This window comes from Bacteroidota bacterium (assembly GCA_016713925.1).
Lineage (GTDB): Bacteria > Bacteroidota > Bacteroidia > AKYH767-A > OLB10 > JAJTFW01.
Genome location: JADJOH010000007.1, coordinates 1,073,160 through 1,096,068, shown reverse-complemented (window position 1 = coordinate 1,096,068; position 22,909 = coordinate 1,073,160). Strand labels below are relative to the sequence as shown.

The 22,909-nt window shown below is 40.4% G+C and carries 20 protein-coding genes and 1 tRNA gene; 10 read left to right on the top strand and 11 right to left on the bottom strand.

Going from position 1 to position 22,909, the window contains the following annotated elements; all coding sequences use genetic code 11:
• Positions 1 to 238 precede the first annotated feature (238 nt).
• Positions 239 to 312 (bottom strand) — tRNA-His (locus tag IPJ86_12830).
• Positions 313 to 430: 118 nt separating this feature from the next.
• Between IPJ86_12830 and cadA the strand changes: the two genes are divergently transcribed.
• From cadA to IPJ86_12815, 3 genes are all read left to right on the top strand, one after another.
• Positions 431 to 2,575: a cadmium-translocating P-type ATPase gene (gene cadA, locus IPJ86_12825; protein MBK7888131.1), complete on the top strand. Its 2,145-nt coding sequence runs from the start codon at positions 431 to 433 to the stop codon at positions 2,573 to 2,575.
• Between the two features lie 113 nt (positions 2,576 to 2,688).
• Positions 2,689 to 3,897 (top strand): polysaccharide biosynthesis C-terminal domain-containing protein, encoded by a 1,209-nt coding sequence (locus tag IPJ86_12820; protein MBK7888130.1) that lies wholly within the window; start codon positions 2,689 to 2,691, stop codon positions 3,895 to 3,897.
• Between the two features lie 229 nt (positions 3,898 to 4,126).
• Complete coding sequence (locus IPJ86_12815; protein ID MBK7888129.1) at positions 4,127 to 6,070, top strand: T9SS type A sorting domain-containing protein; 1,944 nt, start codon at positions 4,127 to 4,129, stop codon at positions 6,068 to 6,070.
• Positions 6,071 to 6,314: 244 nt separating this feature from the next.
• Here IPJ86_12815 and bshB1 read toward each other — a convergent pair whose 3' ends face one another.
• Complete coding sequence (bshB1, locus tag IPJ86_12810) at positions 6,315 to 7,031, bottom strand: bacillithiol biosynthesis deacetylase BshB1 (GenBank protein MBK7888128.1); 717 nt, start codon at positions 7,029 to 7,031, stop codon at positions 6,315 to 6,317.
• 64 nt (positions 7,032 to 7,095) lie between these two features.
• On the opposite strand from bshB1, the gene IPJ86_12805 reads away from it, so the two are divergent.
• From IPJ86_12805 to IPJ86_12775, 7 genes are read left to right on the top strand one after another with little or no spacing between them, the layout of a single operon-like run.
• Positions 7,096 to 7,272 carry a hypothetical protein gene (locus tag IPJ86_12805; protein ID MBK7888127.1) on the top strand — a complete coding sequence of 59 codons (177 nt, stop codon included), beginning with the start codon at positions 7,096 to 7,098 and terminating at the stop codon, positions 7,270 to 7,272.
• Between the two features lie 2 nt (positions 7,273 to 7,274).
• A complete protein-coding gene (locus IPJ86_12800) occupies positions 7,275 to 7,760 on the top strand; it encodes a heme exporter protein CcmB (protein ID MBK7888126.1) in 486 nt (161 codons plus the stop codon).
• Positions 7,761 to 7,769: 9 nt separating this feature from the next.
• On the top strand, positions 7,770 to 8,444 hold the full coding sequence (gene ccsA, locus IPJ86_12795) for a cytochrome c biogenesis protein CcsA (protein MBK7888125.1): 675 nt from the start codon (positions 7,770 to 7,772) through the stop codon (positions 8,442 to 8,444).
• Positions 8,445 to 8,484: 40 nt separating this feature from the next.
• Positions 8,485 to 8,664, top strand: a complete 180-nt coding sequence (locus IPJ86_12790) for a CcmD family protein (protein MBK7888124.1) — start codon at positions 8,485 to 8,487, stop codon at positions 8,662 to 8,664.
• Between the two features lie 5 nt (positions 8,665 to 8,669).
• Positions 8,670 to 9,068, top strand: a complete 399-nt coding sequence (locus IPJ86_12785; protein MBK7888123.1) for a cytochrome c maturation protein CcmE — start codon at positions 8,670 to 8,672, stop codon at positions 9,066 to 9,068.
• A 45-nt stretch (positions 9,069 to 9,113) separates the two neighbouring features.
• A complete protein-coding gene (ccsA, locus tag IPJ86_12780) occupies positions 9,114 to 11,546 on the top strand; it encodes a cytochrome c biogenesis protein CcsA (protein MBK7888122.1) in 2,433 nt (810 codons plus the stop codon).
• A gap of 1 nt (position 11,547) precedes the next feature.
• A complete protein-coding gene (locus tag IPJ86_12775) occupies positions 11,548 to 12,333 on the top strand; it encodes a DUF2520 domain-containing protein (GenBank protein ID MBK7888121.1) in 786 nt (261 codons plus the stop codon).
• Positions 12,334 to 12,379: 46 nt separating this feature from the next.
• Here the strand turns inward: IPJ86_12775 and IPJ86_12770 are convergent, their stop codons facing one another.
• The 9 genes from IPJ86_12770 to IPJ86_12730 form a co-directional block, all read right to left on the bottom strand.
• Positions 12,380 to 12,583, bottom strand: a complete 204-nt coding sequence (locus IPJ86_12770; protein MBK7888120.1) for a DUF2892 domain-containing protein — start codon at positions 12,581 to 12,583, stop codon at positions 12,380 to 12,382.
• 101 nt (positions 12,584 to 12,684) lie between these two features.
• The gene (locus tag IPJ86_12765) at positions 12,685 to 13,284 is read right to left on the bottom strand and encodes a DUF2179 domain-containing protein (protein ID MBK7888119.1); all 600 of its coding nucleotides are present in this window, start codon (positions 13,282 to 13,284) and stop codon (positions 12,685 to 12,687) included.
• Positions 13,277 to 13,969, bottom strand: coding sequence for an NAD-dependent deacylase (locus tag IPJ86_12760; protein MBK7888118.1), 693 nt, complete (start codon positions 13,967 to 13,969; stop codon positions 13,277 to 13,279). Before IPJ86_12760 ends, IPJ86_12765 begins: the two co-directional genes overlap by 8 nt.
• 95 nt (positions 13,970 to 14,064) lie before the next feature.
• Entirely contained in the window at positions 14,065 to 15,018 is a 954-nt protein-coding gene (locus IPJ86_12755) for a methionyl-tRNA formyltransferase (GenBank protein MBK7888117.1), read from the bottom strand.
• A complete protein-coding gene (locus IPJ86_12750) occupies positions 15,015 to 15,353 on the bottom strand; it encodes a hypothetical protein (GenBank protein MBK7888116.1) in 339 nt (112 codons plus the stop codon). Before IPJ86_12750 ends, IPJ86_12755 begins: the two co-directional genes overlap by 4 nt.
• Positions 15,354 to 15,355: 2 nt before the next feature.
• Entirely contained in the window at positions 15,356 to 16,648 is a 1,293-nt protein-coding gene (locus IPJ86_12745; protein ID MBK7888115.1) for an MATE family efflux transporter, read from the bottom strand.
• 102 nt (positions 16,649 to 16,750) lie between these two features.
• Entirely contained in the window at positions 16,751 to 17,188 is a 438-nt protein-coding gene (locus IPJ86_12740) for a GNAT family N-acetyltransferase (GenBank protein ID MBK7888114.1), read from the bottom strand.
• A 38-nt stretch (positions 17,189 to 17,226) separates the two neighbouring features.
• Entirely contained in the window at positions 17,227 to 19,893 is a 2,667-nt protein-coding gene (locus IPJ86_12735; protein ID MBK7888113.1) for a T9SS type A sorting domain-containing protein, read from the bottom strand.
• A gap of 299 nt (positions 19,894 to 20,192) precedes the next feature.
• Complete coding sequence (locus IPJ86_12730; protein ID MBK7888112.1) at positions 20,193 to 22,880, bottom strand: hypothetical protein; 2,688 nt, start codon at positions 22,878 to 22,880, stop codon at positions 20,193 to 20,195.
• Positions 22,881 to 22,909: the final 29 nt, after the last annotated feature.

Genomic DNA, 22,909 nt, shown 5'->3' with positions numbered 1-22,909 from the left:
ACAATTCCTGATTTTTAACGAATAAACATCGTTTGGGCCTGTTAATATCTCCGAAAAAATATAGAAAGTGAATATTTACAAGAAAGATTCCTGAACTTATCTATACTATCTGGAAGAATAAATCAGTTAATAATACAGACTACTGATTGAGGAAGTCACCTCGTTGTATTTTATAAATTGGTGTTGAATTACAGTAGATTACAAAAAAGCGGAGTCATTTTACAATGACCCCGCTTAGGGTGAATGAGGGGTCTCGAACCCCCGACCTCCAGTGCCACAAACTAGCGCTCTAACCAACTGAGCTACATCCACCGTTTGAAGGGTGCAAATGTAATGTTTCTAAAAAAACCAGCAAAGGGATGAATAAAATAGATTTCAAAACCATCCTCCCGGGGTTGGTTGTGACCTATAAAGTTAATTTTGCTATCTGATGGAAAAAGTGGTCTTAAAAGTAGGTGGAATGACCTGTTCAAGTTGCGCACAGGGCATTGCCAGACATCTTGAAAAGAAGGGGATGACAAATGTTCATATTGATTATGAATCAGGCGTGCTGGAACTTGATACCGTGTCAGGTATTGGAATTGATCAGATTGTAACAGCCATCAATAGTTTGGGATATAGTGCAGGTAAGGAAGGAGAGGAGAAAAAAATAAGTAAAATATCGGAAATAGTCGCTTCACTTGACTTTCGTTTTGGATGTTGTCTTCTTTTAACATTACCTCTTTTCCTTCATATGTTTGTGGACTGGCATTTTCTCCATTTACCCCTTGTGCAATTTATTCTGGCTACACCGGTCATGCTCATCGGACTACTTCATTTTGGAAGGAGTGCCTGGGGCTCTTTGAAAAGCGGTAGTCCGAATATGGATGTGTTAATTACACTGGGTTCATCCGCTGCCTATATATACTCTTGTTTTGGATGGTATCTTCATTTTGGAGATGTGAAGGCCGCTGATTATTTGTTTTTCGAAACCTCTGCCACAATAATTACATTGTTATTACTCGGTAATATTATTGAGCGACGCAGTCTTAAAAAAACACAATCTGCACTTGAAGCATTAATACGGATTCAACCTCAGACAGCCCGAATCATTGAAAACGCATTAACTGCTCACGAAACCACCAGGGAAATAGCTGCAGCCTACTTACGTGTGAATGATCTTATACTAATTAATACCGGTGAAAAAATTCCGGCGGACGGTGTCATTTATGAAGGGAAGGCCGCTATCGATCAATCGATGATGACCGGGGAAAGCATGCCTGTAGAGAAAACAGTTGACGAATTGGTCATGAGTGGGACTATTCTCCAAAGTGGTCATATTAAAGTACTGGTTCAGCAGGCAGGATCGGAAACTATTCTAAGCAGAATGATTGAAACAGTAAAAAAATCAGCGCTGCAGAAACCAGAAATACAAAGAATAGGTGATCAGGTTAGCGCATGGTTTGTTCCAATCGTAATTGTAATTTCAGTGATTACCTTTCTGGTATCCTTCTTCTACCTCGACCTTACCGCGAGTGAATCGCTGCTTCGGAGCATTGCTGTATTGGTGATTTCCTGCCCGTGTGCCATGGGACTTGCCACTCCAACAGCTGTTGCCGTAGGTATTGGCCGATCAGCAAAAAACGGTATATTAGTGAAAGGTGGCGAAACCATGGAGCGGTTGCAACAAATCGACACGATAGTTTTTGATAAAACAGGGACATTAACAGAAGGAAAGATTTCCATTAAAAAAATCAATTTCCTTGCTGACAAAAGTCTCGTCGGCTACCTGATGGGAACTCTGGAACAATACTCTACTCACCCCTTAGCCGCAACTCTTTCAAAGCATTTTTCTGCAGTTAAGGCTCCCTACCCTATTTTATTCTCTGAAATAAAAGAAATACCCGGTTCAGGAATAAAGGCAGTGGATAAGGAAGGTAATATATATAAAGCGGGTTCAGCTCAATTTACCGGAATGGAGAATGGAAAAGAACAGCATCAGGTATATCTTACTCAAAACAATGAGTTATTAGCAGAAATAGATTTTGAAGATGTTGTTCGGCCCGATGCAAGAGAACTTGTTCAGTATTTTAAACAAAATGGAATTAATACTGTTCTACTTAGCGGAGACCGAAAGCATATCTGTGATAGACTTGCAAAAGAACTTGAAATTGAAATGGTATATGCAGAAAAATTACCCCATGAAAAAGAGGCGGTTATCCGGGACTTGCAATTGAGATCCAAAGTGGCGATGGTAGGTGATGGCATTAATGATGCTTCTTCATTAGCGGTAGCCTCCGTTGGAATTGCTATGAATAGCGGGACAGAAATTGCAAAACAAACTGCTGAGATTGTGCTTGTTGGAAAAGGGGAATTGAAGGCATTGATACAAATTCATTTAATGTCAAAACATACTATACGCACTATACGACAAAACTTATTTTGGGCTTTGCTATATAATATTGTTGCTATTCCTATGGCCGCGGCCGGTTTATTAAGTCCAATGCTTGCATCACTTTCCATGGCATTTTCAGATGTTATTGTCATTGGTAATAGTCTAAGGTTGCGCTTTAAAAAACTACAAGAGCTGAGGTGAAAAAAATTATAAATTTCATTAAGCAAATTGATACTGTCAGGAGTTTTCAGATTTTTCAGATTCTGAGGTTTTTAACTATATTAATTACGGGCATTTTACTGGCTAAAAGTAAAATGAATATTCGCGATATAGGATCTTACGAAAGTTTAATTTTTTTTTCCGGTGCAGTCAGTTTTTTTTGGGTGTCCGGACTTTTGAATGGGTTATTGTCCAGCTATAATAAATCTATTGAAGCGGGTAATCAGTCACATTTATTTAATACAGCTTGCTCACTTTATTTATTGAATTCTTTACTTCTGCTCTTCCTCCTTATTTTCAATCAGACTGCACAGCGACTTTTACCTGATGAAGCCGTTGATTATTATCCCTTAATGCTACTTTATATTTTCCTTAACAACCCCACTTTTTTAATTGAACATTTGCTCCTCTTGACCAACCGAACAATCGGACTTCTCAAATATGGATTGATAAATTTAATAGCCTATGTTAGTGCAGTAGTTGCTCCTGTATATTTGGGCTATGGATTAGAATACAGTTTTTATTGCCTAATAGTATTGGCCGTTGTCAAAAACATAGTTTTGCACCGCTTACTAACCGGATGTAGCCAACTGCAGTTGAATTTTAAAATGATCTTTGACCAAATCCTATTTTCACTTCCTTTAATTTTCAGTCTGTTGATTTCCGGATCTGCAGAATACGTAGATGGGTTATTGGTCAGTACCCATTTCGGAAGTGATGCTTTTGCCATCTTCAGATATGGCGCCAAAGAGTTGCCACTCGCCGTCTTACTTTCCGGAGCGATAAGCAATGCTTTGGTTCCCAAACTTGCAGCGGCCAGGTTTGATAAAGCCGGGTTAAATCAATTGAAAAAGGAATCCGGCAGGTTAATGCACTTATTGTACCCTATAACTATTGTATTGTTACTGACCAGTAATTATTTCTATCCTATAGTATTTAGAGCGGAGTTTTCTTCCAGTGCAGTGATTTTTAACACTTATTTACTTTTATTAATAAGTAGGGTTGTTTTTCCACAGACCTTGGTCATCGCAGCGGGAAAAAACAATGTCATTTTTAAAATTGCCCTGGTAGAAATAACAGTAAATATCCTGGTCAGTTATTTTTTAATGTTAAAATTAGGGATCATTGGAATTGCCATTGGCACTTTAGCAGCATTTATTGCTGAAAAATGCTGTTTAGCAATTTATGTACATGTTAAAATGAAGATTCCAATTTCTGAATATCTTCAATGGAAGACGTGGTTATTCTACTCCTGTTTGTTAGTAACAGTATTCTTTTTTCACTATTTTTCAACACACCATTAATGATATAATTAATTGTAAATCAGTAATATAATTCACAACTGGGAAGTAAATTTCAAAGATGAAGATTTTTAAAAACAGGGTTTAATTTTAATTAACCAAAAAATATTATTTTTGTGATTGTAAAGTAAAAAAACTGAGTTTAACCTGAAATCGTATGTTTTATGCATACCTTTACCCACAGTTCAAACAATAAAAACCTTAAAACATATACAAACTTAAAATCAAATTAATGATGAAAAAACTACTTACATGTGGTCTTGTACTTACACTTAGCGTAAATGCAATGGCTCAGCAGTTATCCCCCGGCGTTGGTCTGAGCGGATTTTCTGCAACTCAAAAAGGTCAATTAGTGAATGGAGAGACGAAAACAACTCCTTCAAACAATCCCAAGCCTGCTGTTGTCAGAAAGAAGACCGGTATTCCAAGTACTCAAGCTGTTACAGTAATTGATATTGGTAATTCAGGTAATGCTTTCGGTACTGCTTTCGGTGCTAAAACTACATTATTTGCACATCCTGTTGTAAACTGTGTTTCTATGGTTTACCGTTCCTCACCAACAGTTACCGGTGATGCAACCAGTGGATTTTTACGTTATGGTTATTCTTCGGATGCCGGAGCTACCTGGAGTGCTAATCAAGGTCCTATTTATTCTGCTACTGCTCCTTTATTTAATGCGCGTTACCCACAAGGTATGATATACAATGCTGTTGGAAATACTACTCCAGCTAATGCATTCGTTTCTTACTTTGCACCTTCATTGGCTGGTTTAAATGTGGGTTGGGGCGGACTAGTTCATGGGTCAAGCGCTTTAACAGGCGGTGGTACTCCAACTTCTACGGAAGATACCAGTACTTCATACCTTATTCCTGATGGTGGTGCTTTGAATACTGATGATAATTCTTTCTGGACTTCTACCGGTTACATTGATGCTGCAGGTGGTTACAATGGTAATATTTTGTTAGCGAAAGGTGTATGGAATGCCGGAGATTACAGCTATACTTATAATTCTGTAGCTGCTCCATTTGATTTACGTGATGCAGGCGGTGCTCCTCAATTGACAGCGACTAGCATTGCATGGGGTACAGGTGGAACAGGGTATGTAGCTTTGTTAGGTCATGAATCTTATACTGTGGATCCTGATAGTTTCTTATATCCTACAATTTTCAAAACAACTGACAATGGAGCTACATGGAATAAAGTAGCTGCTTTGGACATGTTCAGTTTTGAGACCTTCTTTCAATTTGATACATCTGTAACCGGTTACACTTGTGCGTTCGAAATTGACATGGCTGTAGATGCAAACAACAACGCACACATCTTTGTTGCAGTAGGTCCTCAGGCTACTTCTCCATTCTCTATCAACTCCGGTACAGGTAACTGGGGTGTATTTGATATTTTCACTACAGATGGTGGAACTACCTGGAGTGCTGAAGCTTTAGGTTTGCCTTTAACTTTCCGTGGAGAATTTACAGATGGTACTAACAATCTTGCAGAAGATAGCCGTCCTCAGATTGCTCGTACATTGGATGGTACTAAATTATTCTTTGTATGGTTTGATACTGACACTACATTAACTCCCGGATTACAGGATAACGTTCTGCCAAATGCAATCTGCAGAGCATTCAACGTTACTACTGGTCTTTGGACTTCTGAAATCAACCTGACTGCAGGATCAAATGCAGATGGTGCTTGTTTATTCGGAAACGTATCGCCTTTCACATTGGATGGTGCTACAGCCGGATGTTATAAAATTCCTGTTTCTTACCTTGAAGTTCCAATCAACATTGGCGTAGATATCAATCACAAGTATCTTGATGGTCTTGAAGTATGTGATCCTGCATTTACAGAAGCAAGTGCTTCCTTCCCTGTAGCGAATTATGTTACTTCCAGTATCAATGAGAACACTGTTACTACCAGCTTCACTCTGGGACAGAATTTCCCAAATCCTTTCAATGGATCAACTCAGTTTAATCTGAACCTTGTTAAGTCTTCTACTGTAACAGTTGAAGTATATAGCATTGTTGGAAAACTGTTGATGACGAACACTTACGATAATTTACAGACTGGTTTAAATACCCTGTCAATTGATGGTAGTGATTTGGCTTCAGGAATCTATACTTACACTGTAATTGTAGGAAGCGAAAAGGCTACCCGCACTATGATTGTAAAGTAATTGATTGCTAATAAATAGAAAGAGGCTGTCTCGAAAGAGATGGCCTCTTTTTTTATGAAGTATTTTTTAGACAAGCAATGGATCGATCAATTTGAAAAAACATGAAATGAAATTTTTAGTTGAAAAATTATAGGGAAGTACCACTTCAAAAACAGGACTAACACTTCTTCAAGGATACAAGAACATGAATCCAATTTGATACAAAAGAAATTCGATTAATAATATGACTTGATGATTCTAAAATTTACCGGAGATCAAACAAGGAAGAGATACCGGTTATTTTTTCCACAGTAAAACCTTCTGCATATTTTGCACCAATGGGTCTGCCGAATTCAATTGCTCTAGCGTATAGAAATTCGAGAAACTCTTTTGAAGAAATAGCAGTGGCAGGTTCTGCTGAATTTGGGTCATAAAATTGAGTTTTAAAAGATAAAACAGATTTCATTTTCATCTCCATAAAATCAGAGATGTCCACCACAAAATCCGGCCTTAGATATCTATCCTGAATATAATGATAAACAGCTTTAGGTCTCCAGACTTCCTGTTCAACTCCATTCCATTGAGATTTGACTTTACTCAATCCACTGAGAAAACAGGCTACAGAAACCAATTCACTCCCTTTTCCATGATCCGGATGACGGCCGCTTTTCGCATTGCAAATAACAATTTCCGGTTGATAATGCCTAAGGTAAGCCACCAACGCCATCTGATGAAATTCGTCATTTTGAAAAAAACCATCCCTGAAGCACATATTGGTTCGAAATTCGAGTCCAAGTAATTCAGCACTGGCTGCGGCTTCCTCGTCTCTGGATGTTGCACTCCCCCGGGTACCTAATTCACCCCTGGTCAGGTCAACAACCCCCACTTTTCTGCCGAGACTTATCTCTTTTGCAAGTGTTCCGCCTGCTCCTAATTCAACATCATCGGGATGAGCACCAAATGCCAGTAGGTCAATTTTCATAATTCTGCTTTCGGTTCAAAAATAGTTTATTCACGGATTCATAAAAACACCAAATTTGCCGGATATGGAATTCTCCTTTAAACAGTTCATTCGGCTAATTCAACATGAGTTCAACCTGGAATTAAAGAATAAACAGGCCATTACCAGCTTGCTGGTCTATTCGCTTGCTTCAATTTACATCTCCTATCTCAGTTACCGGCAGCAACTGGATCCGGTGAGCTGGAACGCCCTTTTTGGATAATAATGCTTTTTGCGGCCACCAATGCCATTGCCCGAAGTTTTCTTCAGGAAAGCCGTGGCATACAACTTTTCCATTATTTACTCCTAAGTCCTGCCAATGTTATTTTGGCAAAAACTTGTTATAATATTTTATTGCTAAGTGCATTAGGCATAGTTAACCTACTGGCATTTTCCTTGTTCTTTGATTTGCCGATTCAGGATAAACTTCAGTTTGTGGGTGGATTGCTTCTGGGAAGCTTTGGATTGTCATCGATTTTGACTCTGGTATCGGGTATTGTTTCCCGCGCACAAAGCAATGCTGCCTTGGTAGCAATTCTTGGTTTCCCACTGCTTTTTCCACTCATCATAACAATTATTCGATTTACTCAAAACGCTATTGAAGGACAAGATTGGAGCATTAATCAGCCGTATTTTCTGTTATTAATTTCCTTAAATGTAATGATTGTTGCGCTCTCCTACCTCCTCTTTCCCTACCTTTGGCGAGAATAATAAATTGAAATGAAAACGACAATTGCCCATGCCTGGTGGTGGAAAATTTTAGCACTCATTTGTCTTTTTTATACCTACTACATGGGTTTTGTGGGAGAAGTGCCTCGGATGCCTATTCTTAATGAAACCATTCGTAATTTATATTTCCATGTCACCATGTGGATGGCCATGCTTGTGTTGATGCTGTGTAATGCTATTTATAGTATCAAATATCTCAGTAACTCTAAACTCTATTCTGATATCGTTGCAGAGGAATGTGCAAGAATGGCCATGGTATTTGGTATTGCCGGATTGATTACAGGCATGGTATGGGCCAATTATACATGGGGAGCACCCTGGGTCAACGATCCGCAGTTAAATGGCACAGCGGCCTCCATGTTGATCTATGCTGCCTATTTTATTTTAAGAAATGCCATTGCCGACGATACCAAGCGTGCTCGCTTATCTTCTGTGTACAGCATATTTGCATTTGTAATGATGGTGGTCTTTATACTTATCATTCCTAAGTTGAACGATTCTCTTCATCCGGGCAAAGGTGGAAATCCGGGTTTTAACAAATATGATTTGGATTCCAATATGCGCATGGTATTTTATCCGGCAGTTATCGGTTGGACGCTGCTGGGGGTTTGGATGATGAGTCTTAGAGTTAGAATAACAAAGCTTGAAAAACATTATCATGAATAGGTTTATATCAAAATCAGCAGTTCTTACGTTATCCATCTTCATGTCGTTGCATTCTTTAGCTCGAGCGCAGGAAATTGAAATGGCGGATACAATGCGTTCAGAGGGCAAAATTTATGTTGTAGTAGTTATTGCAGCCATTGCATTAACTATATTAAGTATATACTTGTTTCGCATTGATAAAAAGGTGTCAAAGCTGGAGAAAGAGATAAAAAACAGATAATAGAGATGAAAAAGATCCATATAGTTGCGATTGTTGTCATTGCGATTGCTCTGGCTGTTATTGTCAGCACCATCAGCAACTCCAGCACTTATGCCCCATTCAGGACAGCGATCGAAAATGAAGGGAATACTTTCCATGTTGTTGGAAAAGTAAACCTGCAGAAAGATTTTATTTATAATCCCCAGGAGAACGCTAATATTTTTGGATTTTACCTGGTCGATAGTGAAGGATTAGAGAAACTGGTTTTATATAATGGAACCAAGCCACAGGATTTTGAGAGATCCGAACAAATTGTTGTAGTCGGAAAAATGAAGGAAGATAAATTCATCGCGAATCAACTATTGATGAAATGTCCTTCCAAATACAACGGCAATCAGCAAGATCAAATGAAGGCGGTACAGTAACGAGTATTAACGATTTCCTTTTCTTAATTCTGCGAGGAAAAATAAATGAATCTAAACTATCAAGGTGAACACCTGGGATATGGTCAGTTAGGAAATATACTGATCATCTTATCCTTTACAGCGGCATTATTATCCTGTCTGGCTTATTACTTTTCCTTTAAAAGAAAAGATGATTTATCTGCTTCGTGGGTGAAGCTGGGCAGAACAGCCTTCAGTGTTCATGCGATAAGTGCTTTAGGGTTGATCTTTCTTATTTACTATTTAATTCACGGACATTTCTTTGAGTATTATTATGTCTGGCAACACTCCAGTACTATTTTACCATTTAAATATATGTGGGCTTGTCTTTGGGAAGGTCAGGAAGGAAGTTTTTTAGTTTGGACCTTCTGGCATGTAATTCTTTCTTTTGTGATTATCCTGAAAGCGGGGAAATGGGAGGCTCCGGTTATGTTTACCCTGATGATCATACAGGCTTTTCTGGCATCAATGTTATTGGGATTAGAGTTCGATGGAATTAAAATTGGTTCAAATCCATTTATTCTTTTGCGCGATCATCCTGACTTTGCCAACTTACCTTTTATACAAATGCCGGATTATCTGAATAAGATAAAAGATGGCCGGGGATTAAATCCACTACTGCAAAATTACTGGATGGTCATCCATCCCCCTACTCTATTCCTGGGTTTTGCTGCTACTGCCATTCCATTTGCGTATGCGATAGGCGGAATGCTTACCGGAAAGGTGAAAGAATGGGTAGCACCTGCATTGCCATGGGCTTTCTTTGGCGTGATGATTCTGGGAACAGGATTATTAATGGGAGGTGCCTGGGCTTATGAATCATTGAGTTTTGGCGGATTCTGGGCATGGGACCCGGTGGAGAATGCAAGTCTTGTTCCCTGGCTAACGTTGGTGGGTGCAGCCCATGTGATGGTGATTTTTAAGAAGAACGGGACTTCATTAGGCAGTACAATCGTATTGGTCGTATCCAGTTTTCTGTTGATTCTATATTCGACCTTTTTAACAAGAAGCGGAATTTTGGGTGATACTTCTGTACATGCATTTACTGATTTAGGTATGAGAGGACAATTGGTACTCTATATGCTCTTTTTTGTAGTGCTTTCAATTGTACTTGTTTTCATCCACCGAAAAGAAATTAAGGGAAGCAGCGAAGATGATCATATCAGCAGTCGTGAATTCTGGATGTTTATGGGGATGTTGATTCTCGTCATCTCTGCAGTTCAGATCAGCATTACCACCTCCATTCCAGTCATCAATAAAATTTTTGGAACCAAGATGGCTCCCCCTGCAGATGCAATAGATTTTTATAATTCATGGCAAATTCCTATCGCCGTCATCATTGGTCTGCTCATGTCCATCTCACAATTTTTTAAATGGAAACAATCAGATCCTAAGGAAACCATTAAGAAGTTGGTCATTTCCTTTGTTGTGGCTTTGATTGTTGCTATCACTCTCGAAGTATATTATGACTTTGACCGTGTACAACAAACACTGCTTTTGTTTACAGCACTATGGGCGTTTTTAGCAAATCTGGATTATTTAATCCGGGTAGTTAAAGGGAAGACGATGCATTCCGGCTCCAGTATTGCTCATATGGGAATTGCTCTTATTTTATTAGGATCATTGATATCGAATGCAGAGAAAACAGTCATTAGTCAGAACCGTTTGAAAGTAGATTTAGGAAAGGATTTCCCGAATAACGAGAATATTCTGCTCTACCAGGGTGATACGTTGCCCATGGGTGAATTTTATGTCACCTATAAGGATAAGAAGAAGGAGGGCATCAACATTTTCTACGAGGTGGAATATTTTAAAGCGAATCATCTTAACGGTAAATTAGAAAAGAGTTTTTCCCTTTTTCCTAAAGTGCAGTTGAATGAAAGGATGGGCAATGTGAGTGAACCTTCTACAAAGCATTATTTGAACAGAGATATTTATACACATGTCACCTATGCGGAGCTGGATGATAAAACAGGTCGTCAGGAGGATGGAACTTATCGGAAAGGAAAGAAGTATCAAATGTCCATTGGCGATACAATTACAACCAGTAATAGTCTAGTTATTCTGGAGTCATTGAATAAAGACGTGGACAAAAACGCATTGATGCTGAAGGAAGGTGATATTGCCATTGGCGCCCGCTTGTTGATTATGGATGTGAACAGAAAGATTCATTATGCCGAACCTGTTTTTGTCATTCGCGAAAACTCGTTCTTCAATCGCACGGCAGAAATAAATGAGCTGGGTCTGAAATTTGCTTTTGAAAAGATTTTACCGGAAGAGAATAAAATGGAAATTGATATTGCCGAAAAAGAGGGGAATGTCAGAGAATTTGTGATCATGAAAGCCATCATTTTCCCTCAGATAAACATTTTATGGACAGGTTGTATTCTTATGATTATCGGTACATGGATTGCCATCGTGAAGAGAATTCGTCAGTTAAAGACTCAGCAGGTTCAATAATGTGAAAAATATCGAGATAGGAATATTTGGTTCCGGGAATGTGGCTCATCATCTGGCCACGGGACTTTTTCATGCCGGTTTACCTATCCGTTTTATTTGCAGCAGGAATGTTAAGAAAGGGAAAGCCATTGCCAGGGCTACAGGTGCTGCATGGTATTCTACAGTTCCGGATACAAGTGCAAAACATGCTGTCTTATTCATCTGCACCAGTGATGATGCAATTCAACGTATCATGAAGCAGAATAGTAAATCCGGTTATATTTTGGTGCACTGTTCGGGAAGCATTGCTCTGATTGATGGTGCGGCTTATGCACACGGTACAGGCGTCTTTTATCCGGTGCAATCGTTTTCGTCAGAGCTGAAAGTAGATTGGTCAACTGTTCCAATTTGTCTGGAGGGTAGTAATCCGAAAGTGCTTTCACTATTAAAACATACAGCCAAACTCCTCAGCAAAAAGGTGACAATGATGAATAGCCGGCAACGATTAATGGTGCATCTTGCTGCTGTTTTTGCCAATAATTTCAGTAACGCTCAATATGCAATTGCGGAATTGATATTAAAGGAAAATAATCTCTCTTTTGATTTGCTCCGGCCATTGATTACCGCCACCGCAGAGAAAGTGCAGCATTCCTCTCCGGTTACTGTACAAACCGGACCGGCTCAGCGGGAAGACTTTAAATCTATCAAGGCTCATCTTTCTATTTTAAAAGAGATACCTGAGGTTCGGAACATCTACAATAGCCTCACAAAATTCATTATCAGTAATAAGAAAAGGGCAGGCAAATAACACCTCTGCCACTTTTCAGCAGCTGTTAAAATCCTAAATTGGCTTCTTAATTCTTTTTGCAGGTGTTGATTCCGAATGGTGCATAAAGCGGACAGAAACTAACAAGAGAAGTCAGGATGAAAACCCCTGCCAGTACGAGCAATACAATACCCAAAGTACCCTCTACTCTATTGGTCGCATAGAGAAAGATCAATACCAGTGCAACAATGATTCTCATAATTTTATCGGTAGAACCCATGTTTTTTTTCATAGCGTGTTTGTTTAGTGGAAACAAAACTATGTAATAGGATTTTGTATTTATGTGACAAAAATCACATATCTCCAAAACCTATGAAAGTTTTTTCAAATGAACTATTTCCCGCTTCCTAATGGAAAAACACTTTTAAAATGATCCAGGCGGCTTTGGCCGGACTGCGGAAAAACACCTCTGCTTACCGTTCTAATGTCTTCCACAGAGTAAAATGCAGTGGGATGTTTTTCTTCTATGAGTTGCCGGACTGTAATAATATCCTTTCTTTTCACCACAGTAAGAATAATCTTCACCGGACCCTTTGCACCATGTCCTTCAATGGTGGTGATTCCAAAACTATGGTCAACGAGAGCTTTAATCAGATCATCGGCATCTTTTTGAGTGATAATTCTCATCACTTGCAAGCCGAGTGCCAGTCGCTCCTCAATCTTAATTCCGAAGAAAATTCCCATCGAGTATCCTGTAGCATAGGCGATAAAGCAAACCGGATTATGTAAATTCTTCATGATCTGACTTATTGCCAATAACCAAATCAGCACCTCAATAAATCCAAGAAACGGTACGATGTATTTAATGGATTTACTCAGGAAAATATTTCTCAATGTAGCCAGGGTCACATCACTCATTCTCGCTAAAAAAATTAAAGCGGGAAGAACAAACCATTGAAAGGTATCTGAAGCAATAAATTCGCTGCTAAACATTATTTTCTATTATTTTTTGAAGCACTTCCGGCACCCCAACACCGGCTGATTTACGTACTACGGAGAACTCATTTAAATGTGCAGGTATTTTGGCATGGGGATCCACAAGTATTTTTAGAGACGAATCCGGAGCGTATTCCAGCAATCCTGCAGCCGGATATACTTCGAGAGATGTTCCTATCACTATAAAAATATCAGCCTTGCTCGTGATAGAAATGGCCTTCTCCATTTCAGGAACAGCCTCACCAAACCAAACGATATGGGGACGGAGTTGAGCCCCGAGTGGGCATATATCTCCCATCTTCAATTCACTTCCTTCAATCGGAAAAATCAGATGTTCATCCAGTGTGGATCTTGATTTTCTGATTTCACCGTGTAAATGAAGGACATTTGATGACCCTGCCCGCTCATGTAAGTCATCAATATTCTGAGTGATAACTTGTACATTAAAATATTTTTCAAGATCAGCAATTGCACTATGAGCAGAATTTGGTTGAGCGGACAAGACCTGTGCTCTTCGTTGGTTATAAAAATCGAGGACCAGGGCCGCATTTCTATGCCAGGCGCCGGGTGTAGCTACATCTTCAATACGGTATTCTTCCCACAATCCTCCGGTATCCCGAAAGGTCTTTATTCCGCTCTCTGCACTAATCCCTGCACCGGAAAAAACAACAACGTTTTTCATGGTACAAAGATGCTTATCATTCTATTGGAAGACGACGACTCTGCTATAATTATATTAACTATTCAAAGTTAAAAAGAGTAAAATCTCAAGTCCTTTTAGAGGATAGTTGCACTATCGGGAAACTTAAAGCCGCGGAGCAATTCTTCTGTTTTCATACGTTTCTTGCCGGGCAACTGCAATTCCTTCACCACAAGAAAGCCATCAGCCGCACTAATTTTCAAAGTACTTTTCCCATCACTGATCATTTCATGCGTCAATACCGTTCCCGCCGGTTCCGGGATAGAGCGAAGCACTTTAACGGGTAAAAGAGATCCATCTTCCAGCGCCAAATCAAAAAAAGCACCGGGGAATGGACTTAATCCACGCACCTGATTATTCAAATGATGTATATCCTTAGTGAAATCAAGTTTACAATCTTCTTTAAAAATTTTTGGAGCTGATTTTACTTCCTCCCCCTGTTGGATATATTCCTCCTGTGGATGCAAATGAATAGCGTTACTTTCTATCGCTCTAACCGTATCCAATACAAGCAAGGCTCCTTCTTCCATCATACGGTCATGCAAATCCCCTGCAGTATCTTCGGGACCAATCGGCACTTCCTTTCTATAAATGATGAGACCGGTATCAATTTCATGCTTTAGAAAAAAAGTAGTCAATCCGGTTTTTGTTTCACCGTTCATGATGGCTCTGTTTATAGGAGCAGCACCTCTGTACTGAGGGAGCAATGATCCATGGAGGTTAAAAGTGCCAAGGGGTGGCATGGACCACAATGCTTCCGGCATCATGCGAAAGGCGACTACAATTTGAAGATCCGCGTGGAGTGATTTAACTTCATCAAGAAAAGCAGGATCGTTCATCCGCCTGGGTTGAAGTACTTTTAGTCCGGCTTCCAGTGCATATTTTTTCACATCAGAAATTGCAATTCGTTGACCTCGTCCGGCAGCTTTATCTTCTGCAGTAATTACAGCCACAATTTCATAGCCATTCTCAACAAGTATCTTCAGAGAAGGAACTGCAAAAGCAGGAGTGCCAAGGAAAATAATTCTCATTTGACAAGCCCTTTAATTTCAATAATTGTCACCGGTATTCCGCGCATGCAAATACTCATTCTGTCTTTATTCTTTTTAAAGTGAACCAATACCTCCATTTGATCCTTTCTGAATTTCTCGTCGAGGACGCCCGGATCAAAAAGGGTACTGTCGTCCTGCATCAACAGAAAGCCACAACCATCAATATCTCTGCTATCAATCACCTTCATTCTCCTGAACGGGGAGGAAGGTTGTTCCACAGGCATTTCTACATTGCTTTCTCCGGTTGCGGTTGTTTTCCCTGATTTACAGGCCACCATTCCAAGAAGCAACAGCCCGAACCACACTATTCTCATCTTCATAACTTCTCTGTGATCAATTTACTTTTCCATTTTCCGGAAACGAGGTAAAAATAGCTGATTATACCCATTATCAACCAATAGATCAGTTCAGAAGTCCAGACTAGCTCCAGTGTGCCCGGTAGAATCACTGTAAAAACAAGTATGTAAGCGACATAGATGACAAGTGAGATTACTTCTATAATCATTGCAGCAGTAGTGCGTCCGGTACCGGAAATCGCTGAAATCAATACCATAGTAATGGAAAATACTATGGTGGCTACACAGACAACATAAAAGCCCGGAATAGCTTCCTGAATCAGCATAACATCAGACGTGGTGAGACGAAAGAGGAGGTCTTTAAATACAATACTTGTCAGTATCCCTCCTGCTCCGATCAGAAAACTCATTTTAACAATTTTAGTGACCAGAGGTATGACTTCATGCTCTTTGTTTTGTCCAAGAAGATTTGAAACCATGCTATTGCTGGCCTGAGAAAAGCCCCATATCGGTGTCATAAGGACCATGTATATACTACGAAGCACATTTGATACTGCCAATTCCCTTGCACCTAACTTTTCAATCAATACAAAAAACAGGAACCATGCACCCATCGATAAAAAATGTTGTAACATAATGGGAGAAGATAAAGTGAGGATCTGAACATAGGCCGTTCTTTTCAATTGTGTAAACTTAAATAACCGGAATTTCTGAAATACGGAACGAGACATCGTATAAATTACAGCATAGACAACAGCGAGTGATTCCGAAATCGCAGAGGCAAGTCCCGCCCCGATGAGTCCAAGTGCAGGGAATCCCATTCCGCCAAATACAAAACCATAGTTAAGTATTACATTCAATACCATCATGAGAACAGTAGAATAAGTAATAATGCGGGTTTGCGTAATGCCGGTATAGAAGGCACGTAGTGCAATGAGCACCATCATCAATGGCAAACTCCAGCTACGTGCTTTTAAATAACTCAGCGCCGCTGCTGCCACTTCTCCATCATTAATTATTAATGGCAATAATGAAGGTATAGCCAGATAGAGAAAGAGCAACATCAACATAGAAAATACAAGTAGAATGACCAGGCTATGATCGAAAACGTGTCCTATTTCCGTTGGACGATCCTCCCCTGCTTTTCTTGAAATAATGATTTGTGCTCCTATCCCTACGGCCGTGCCCAACATCAATAGCAAGAAGTAGAAAACACCACCCAGAGCTGAAGCAGCCAGTTCTTTTTCTCCAATTCTGGCTACAAAAGCAACATCTGTAAAGTTAATGACAGTACCTGCGAGGCTACTGAGCATTATTGGCCATGAAATACGCCAAATTTCTGAATACGTTACTTTAACCTTCATACAACCGTTTGCAAAAATCGGAAAATTAAACGGCTTTACTGCTTTCAGGGATTAGGACACCGTATTTTTAAAGATCATTCTGAAATGCGGAATATTGGCTTCATAGAACAACTCTCCCACCTGATAGAAACCTGCTCTGCTATAAAGATTCATGGCATTCACTTGCGCATTCAGGTATGTCATTTTACCATAAGGAATAACATCCTTTAACACTGTATTCACTAAAAACGAACCATATCCTTTATTCCTAAACTCAGGCAGAAGAGCAAATCTCTCCAACTTAATACCATCATTGGTAAAGCGCCAGCGGGCTGTACCCGCCGGCTGCTTATCCACCAACAGCATATAATGCATGCTTTCGTCCTCATGTTCATCATATTCTTCTTCGTGAGAGACATGCTGCTCTTCCACGAAGACTTTTTGCCTGATTGCAAAAATGATGGAGGCTTTATCTTTATCCTCGGTTTTAAAACTTATTACTTCTGTCATGTGGTCCTGTTTCAGACCTGAAAAATAATCAATCTTCTTTAAAAAGTAAGAACTACTTTTTCCTGCCACTCTTTCCCTTTACCATCACTCACCTTGAGTAAATAAGTGCCGGGGAGAAGGGATGCATCAATTTGCAATTGGGTAGAATAGCTATCCCGAATGATATTCCCGATTTGCTGCACATTTTTTCCTGTCATATCGAAGAGATTCGCTACTAAAAGATCACCCCCCTGCTCCGGAAGAACCATGCTGATGGTCCTGTCAGCTATCGGATTCGGAAACACCGATAAGGTCGTTTTTGTAAAGTTAACGGCCACTATATTGGTAAATTCATCTGTCCCATCACGGTCTACCTGACGCAGGCGATAATAACTTGTTCCTTTAAGTGGTTGTTCATCTTTAAATTGATAATCGGAAATACGGTTGGAGAATCCTTTGGCCAACACGCGACCGATGGGTTTAAATTCATGACCATCACCACTGCGTTGTACTTCAAAAAAGTCGCTATTAACTTCAGCTGCTGTGGTCCAGTCTACCAGAATATAATTATCCATAGCGTTTGCGTTAAACTTTACAAATTCAACCGGAAGAGGATTCACACCTCCGCTGGCATTAGCGAGTGTAAAATAATTATTGAAGCCATTAAAATTAGCAGAAGTAATGCTTCCCGTACCATTTGCGGTACCCACTCCTCCGAGATCAAGCCATGCAGATGCACCATTGTCACGTGCTACACGAAGATTGCTGAAATCCGTTACAAAGTCATCCGCACCGTAGGATAAAGTGACCCTGGCATTGCTGAGATTGGCAACAGCTGAGCGGGTGATGGTATAGTGACGAATATCGGATACCCATGTCAATGTAGGCGGTAATGAGTAGCCCATAGCTCTGGCTGAGTTGTTCCAAACTTCGGAAGAATAGGTAACAGTAGCTGCCGATGAATGTTGCACGGCTAAGATGATAGGTCTATATGCACCATTTTTTCCTACAGGGAAATTAATACTTTGTGCACTACTGCTTGCCACCAGTTGTTGCATCGGACCATCGACATATGAGATGGAAGAACCAATATTTGATGCCGCACCGGCAAGGCAAACCACAGGTGTTGCTGCAGAGGAAAACATAACCCCATCCAACATCAATAAAGTATTACTGATTTGAATAGTTTGCGTCAGATTTGAACCCAGGCTGTTATTAATGGTCAGATTATGAAATGCAGTAGTACTACTACCTCCTATCCATAATCCTTCACCTCCCTGTAGTGTTACCGTTCCCGTACGCGGTGTAAAAGTTCCATTGTTATAGAAGGCATGTAAGCCGTCGAAATTATCCGTCAGAATAATATTTCTTGAATCACCGGTTGTACCTGAAATGGAGCGATTGTCAAAGATTTTACTGGCATCAATATTTAAGCTCATTAATCTGAAATCAGCCGTTTCATTGGCTGCAGGGCAAAGGGTCACACTAGCTGCTGCGGGACCGGAAACGCGGAAGTTGGGATGGTTCACTGTAGCATAAGGTGTAAATTTAAAAGTGGAACCTGAAGCTGTACTCGCATTCCCAAAAACAACCTTTCCGCCACTCACGGTGACTGTACCGGATGTGCCACAAATATTGAAGTCGGTTAAAGCTGCATTACTGCCCGGTTTCTGCAAGGTAATTGTTCCGGCACTCATGGTAAAGCGACTGGACGCACTATTTCCAATATTGAACACTTCGAGGTTGGTTCCGGTAGATCCTGAATTGAGGAGCACATTGCCACCACTCTGACTAAATCGAACCGGGTCACCTGAATTTCCTGACCGGTAAGTAATACCACCATATACTGACAATGTACCACCGGTTACATCAATAGCAGGAATTACTGCACCGCTCTGGTCATACCTCAACCCAAAGCTTCCGGCTGCAGAACCAATACGCATGGTACCCGCTGTCACTGTAATCTGACCTTGCAGATAAACATAATTTGAATTAGGCGAAAGGTGAAGAACACCATCCATCACTTGAATAATAGCATTCGGACCAACGGTAAAATCACCCAATGCAGGATTTACATTATAGGTAAATCGGTTATTATGTGCAAAGGTTCCGAAACTAACCACAAGTTCCCTGATGGCCGTTTCAAATGCCAGCACAGTTGCTTCCAGTCTGTAGGAGGTCAATGTGGATTTAAATACCGTGACACGATTCAAATCCCAGGAACCTGTCCCGGAAATGGTAGAGTTGATGGCCGAATTAAAGGTGACATTCACATAATCATTGGCATCCACATATAAATCCACTGCGCCATTGTTGATGATACTTCCACTTATGAAAAGATTATGCATCCTTGATGAATTGGAGGCATAACCAAAAGTAGCACCGTTGTTCACAGTAATGTTTCCGGCGACAACCATCAGGAAGGTCAGGTAATTGGAATAGAGCAAGGAACCTGAGGCACCCTGCCCGATGGTGATGCTCGCGGTAACGGAATTAACATTCATTGAAATGTTATGTCCATCGCCGATGAATACCACATCACCTCTTTGCGGGTAGGTGCCGGCATTGACCGGACTACCATAGGTTACTGTTGACCAGGAGGTGTTCACACTCCAGAGACCGCTCTGTCGAGAATAATAGGTTCTAGCATTACTTTCACTGAGAAAACTCAGAACAAGAAGGGCTATGAACCCGGATTTTCGGAGCGGCATGATTAAAGTTTTCATGCGCTGCATTATTAGACTATTGTTGTTGGTGATTCAAATATGCAGGTGCTTAAGGTTGATAAATTAACAAATGGAGAGAAATCTTACAATTGTAATGTAAGGTGTAAAGTGAATAGAAAAGTGAGTATAGAATAGATAACAGAATAATTAAGCTGACGGTTCAGTAAGGAGCGAATCCGGAGAGGAACTGTCTTAAAATTCGATTTGTGTAACGCTGTTCACATTTTCATTTTATCGGCAATTCGAGAAGGTGTATTCAATGAAAGCGTTGACTAATTTAAGGATTAATCCACTCCTGTTTATTCATGATTTCCAGCCGTGAGCAGTTTGCCTGTCCATTGTTTTCCGGATTCATCAGTGATATGCACCAGAAGATTATTAGCTGAAATCGATTGAGGAGCGGAACAGTGGAGAATTGTTTCGGGTTTATCCATCGTTCGTGTCTCTATAATAGTTCCATTTAGATTCATTGTTGTAACGGTGATTTTACCGGTGAATTCGGAGGACAAAGAGATGGTGTATGCCTGCTCAACAGGAGGATTGGGGAATAGCAGGGTTGGAGAAGTCTTCCCGTTGAGTACTTTCATAGGAGAATAGGTATATTCTCCATCGAGATCCACTTGTCTGATCCGGTAATACAGGATGGTATACTGAGCAGCACGGTCGATATAAGAATAGTATTTCGGCGTTGCGGAATTACCGGCAGCAGCGATCCGGGTTAAATTTTCACAATTTCTTCCGTCGAAACTGCGTTGCACTTCAAAAAAATCAGCATTCTTTTCTGCCGCTGTCGCCCATTCGAGCAGGGAATATCCTTCTGTATTTCCTGCTCTGAAATACATCCATGTTACCGGCAAGGAATTACTTCCCCCTGTTGTATTGCCCAGAACGATAATTCCATTCATAGTTCCCAGGGGCGATGAAGTAATACTTCCACTTGTTGGACCTGTACCTGTGCCCCCTATATCTGTCCAATTAGAGGAACCATCATCCATCACCATTCTTAAATTTGATGGATCATCCACTCCATCCCCGGCATCATAATAAATAGTAAACGCCACCGAATTCAAATTGGATGCACCACTCCGTGATAAGGAATAATACCTTACTGCAGATACTCTGTCAATGCTGCCCGGCAAACTGTAATTCAGATCCCTGGCATTGGCATTATTGAGTTCGGCGCTATAGGTTACCATTGCATTTGTTGAGTGAGAAACTTCCAGTTGCAATGGACGGTAGCTCCCATCCTTCCCTATCGGGAAATTTAAGGCAGATGTGACATCTGTACTTACTTCTCTAATCAGTGGACCGTCTATATAAGACGACGCACTTCCTATACCCAGGCTTGCGGTCGGAGAAATGGTTAATGTGTTTTCTGAAGTTGTGTAGATCACGCCACTGTTAAGAGAGAGTGTTCCTGAAATCCTGATATCATTTCCCAATGTCATCCCTGTTCCATTATTGATATCAAAATGATGAAATTCTAATGTTCCGCTTCCGGCTATTTGTTGTCCTTCTCCGCCTTCTAATGTCAGTGTTGAATTGCGGGCAACAAAAGTTCCATCGCAATAGAGCGAATTGATTCCATCGAAATTACCTGTAAGGAAGAAGGAGCGGCTATCACCCGTTGTACCTGCAACGGAACGGATATCAAAAGTTTTTCCTTCATAAACATTCAGACTGATTAGATGAATATCTTCTGTTGAATTTTCCGAAGGGCATAAAATGGCGCTGTTCGCTAATGGACCGGCGAGGATAATATTGGGAAAAGTGACAGAACTATGCGGTGTAAATGTATAAGTAAGTCCGGATCCACTCTCTTCATTTCCAAATTGCAGAAATCCTCCCGTTGTAGCAACAGTACCATTGGTGGAACAAAGTTGGACATCAGTTACCGAAGTGCCGGTTGTATTTGGCTTTTCAAGAATAATACTTCCATCCAGAAAGGTACACGTGCTTCCTGTGACATCATTGATGCGAAAAACAATATCTGCAGTTCCCGATGTTCCAGTATTTAAAAGTAAATTGCCACCACTACTAGTAAAGTTGAAGGAAGATGAGGAAGAACCGGACTTATAGGTGATTCCACCATGGACCTCCATTTCCCCCGATTCAATATCCAATCTTGGAACGAAGGAGGTTGTTTTATCATAGCGAAGTCCGCCCAGACCGGTGGATGAACCTACCTTCAATATTCCGCCTGTAACATAAATAGACCCGGACAAAGTTAATTCATCTTGTGTAGGCGATAAGTGCAATGTACCCTGACTTACTTTTACAATGCCATCGGCCGGAATATTGAAGCCACTTCCGGCAGAACTGTTTACTTCATATATAGAAGAATTATTATGATGAAATGTTCCGTATGTAATAACCAGTTCACGTATGGCAGCTTCGAAACTTGTACTTTGAATTTCCGCATAATACGTAGTCGATGCACTCTTAGAAATGGTGACTCTGTTTAAATCCTGCGTACCTGAACCCGATACGACGGAGTTGGCAGAGCGATAAAATACCAGATTCACGACATCATCTGCATCCGAATAAAAATCAATGTTACCATTGTTGATTAAATTATTACCCACTTGAAAAGTATGGGTTCTTGTACTATTACCTGTATATTTCAAATTGGCTCCTGCATTTACCGTGACATTGTTAATGACGGTTACATTGTAGCTTCCTGCTGAAGAATACTCCAGTTCACCGGAGGTGCCTTGTCCGATGAAGAGATAACTTGTGGTGCAGTTGACATTGACAATTATGGTATAGCCATCACCGATATAAGCATAGTCGCCGGACTTTGGGAATGTTCCGGAATTGGTAGCCTGTCCATAACCTGTCGTCGACCAGCTCGAATTATCATTCCAATTGCCACCGTTGGTCTTGCTATAATAAGTAGCTCCGCGTGTGTTGCCCAAACATATGTTCAGACAAAAGAATAGAAAGAGTAATTTTTTTCCATGATTTTTCAATTTCAATTGAACCATGGCCAACGAAAAGCATTCCACGAACAGCT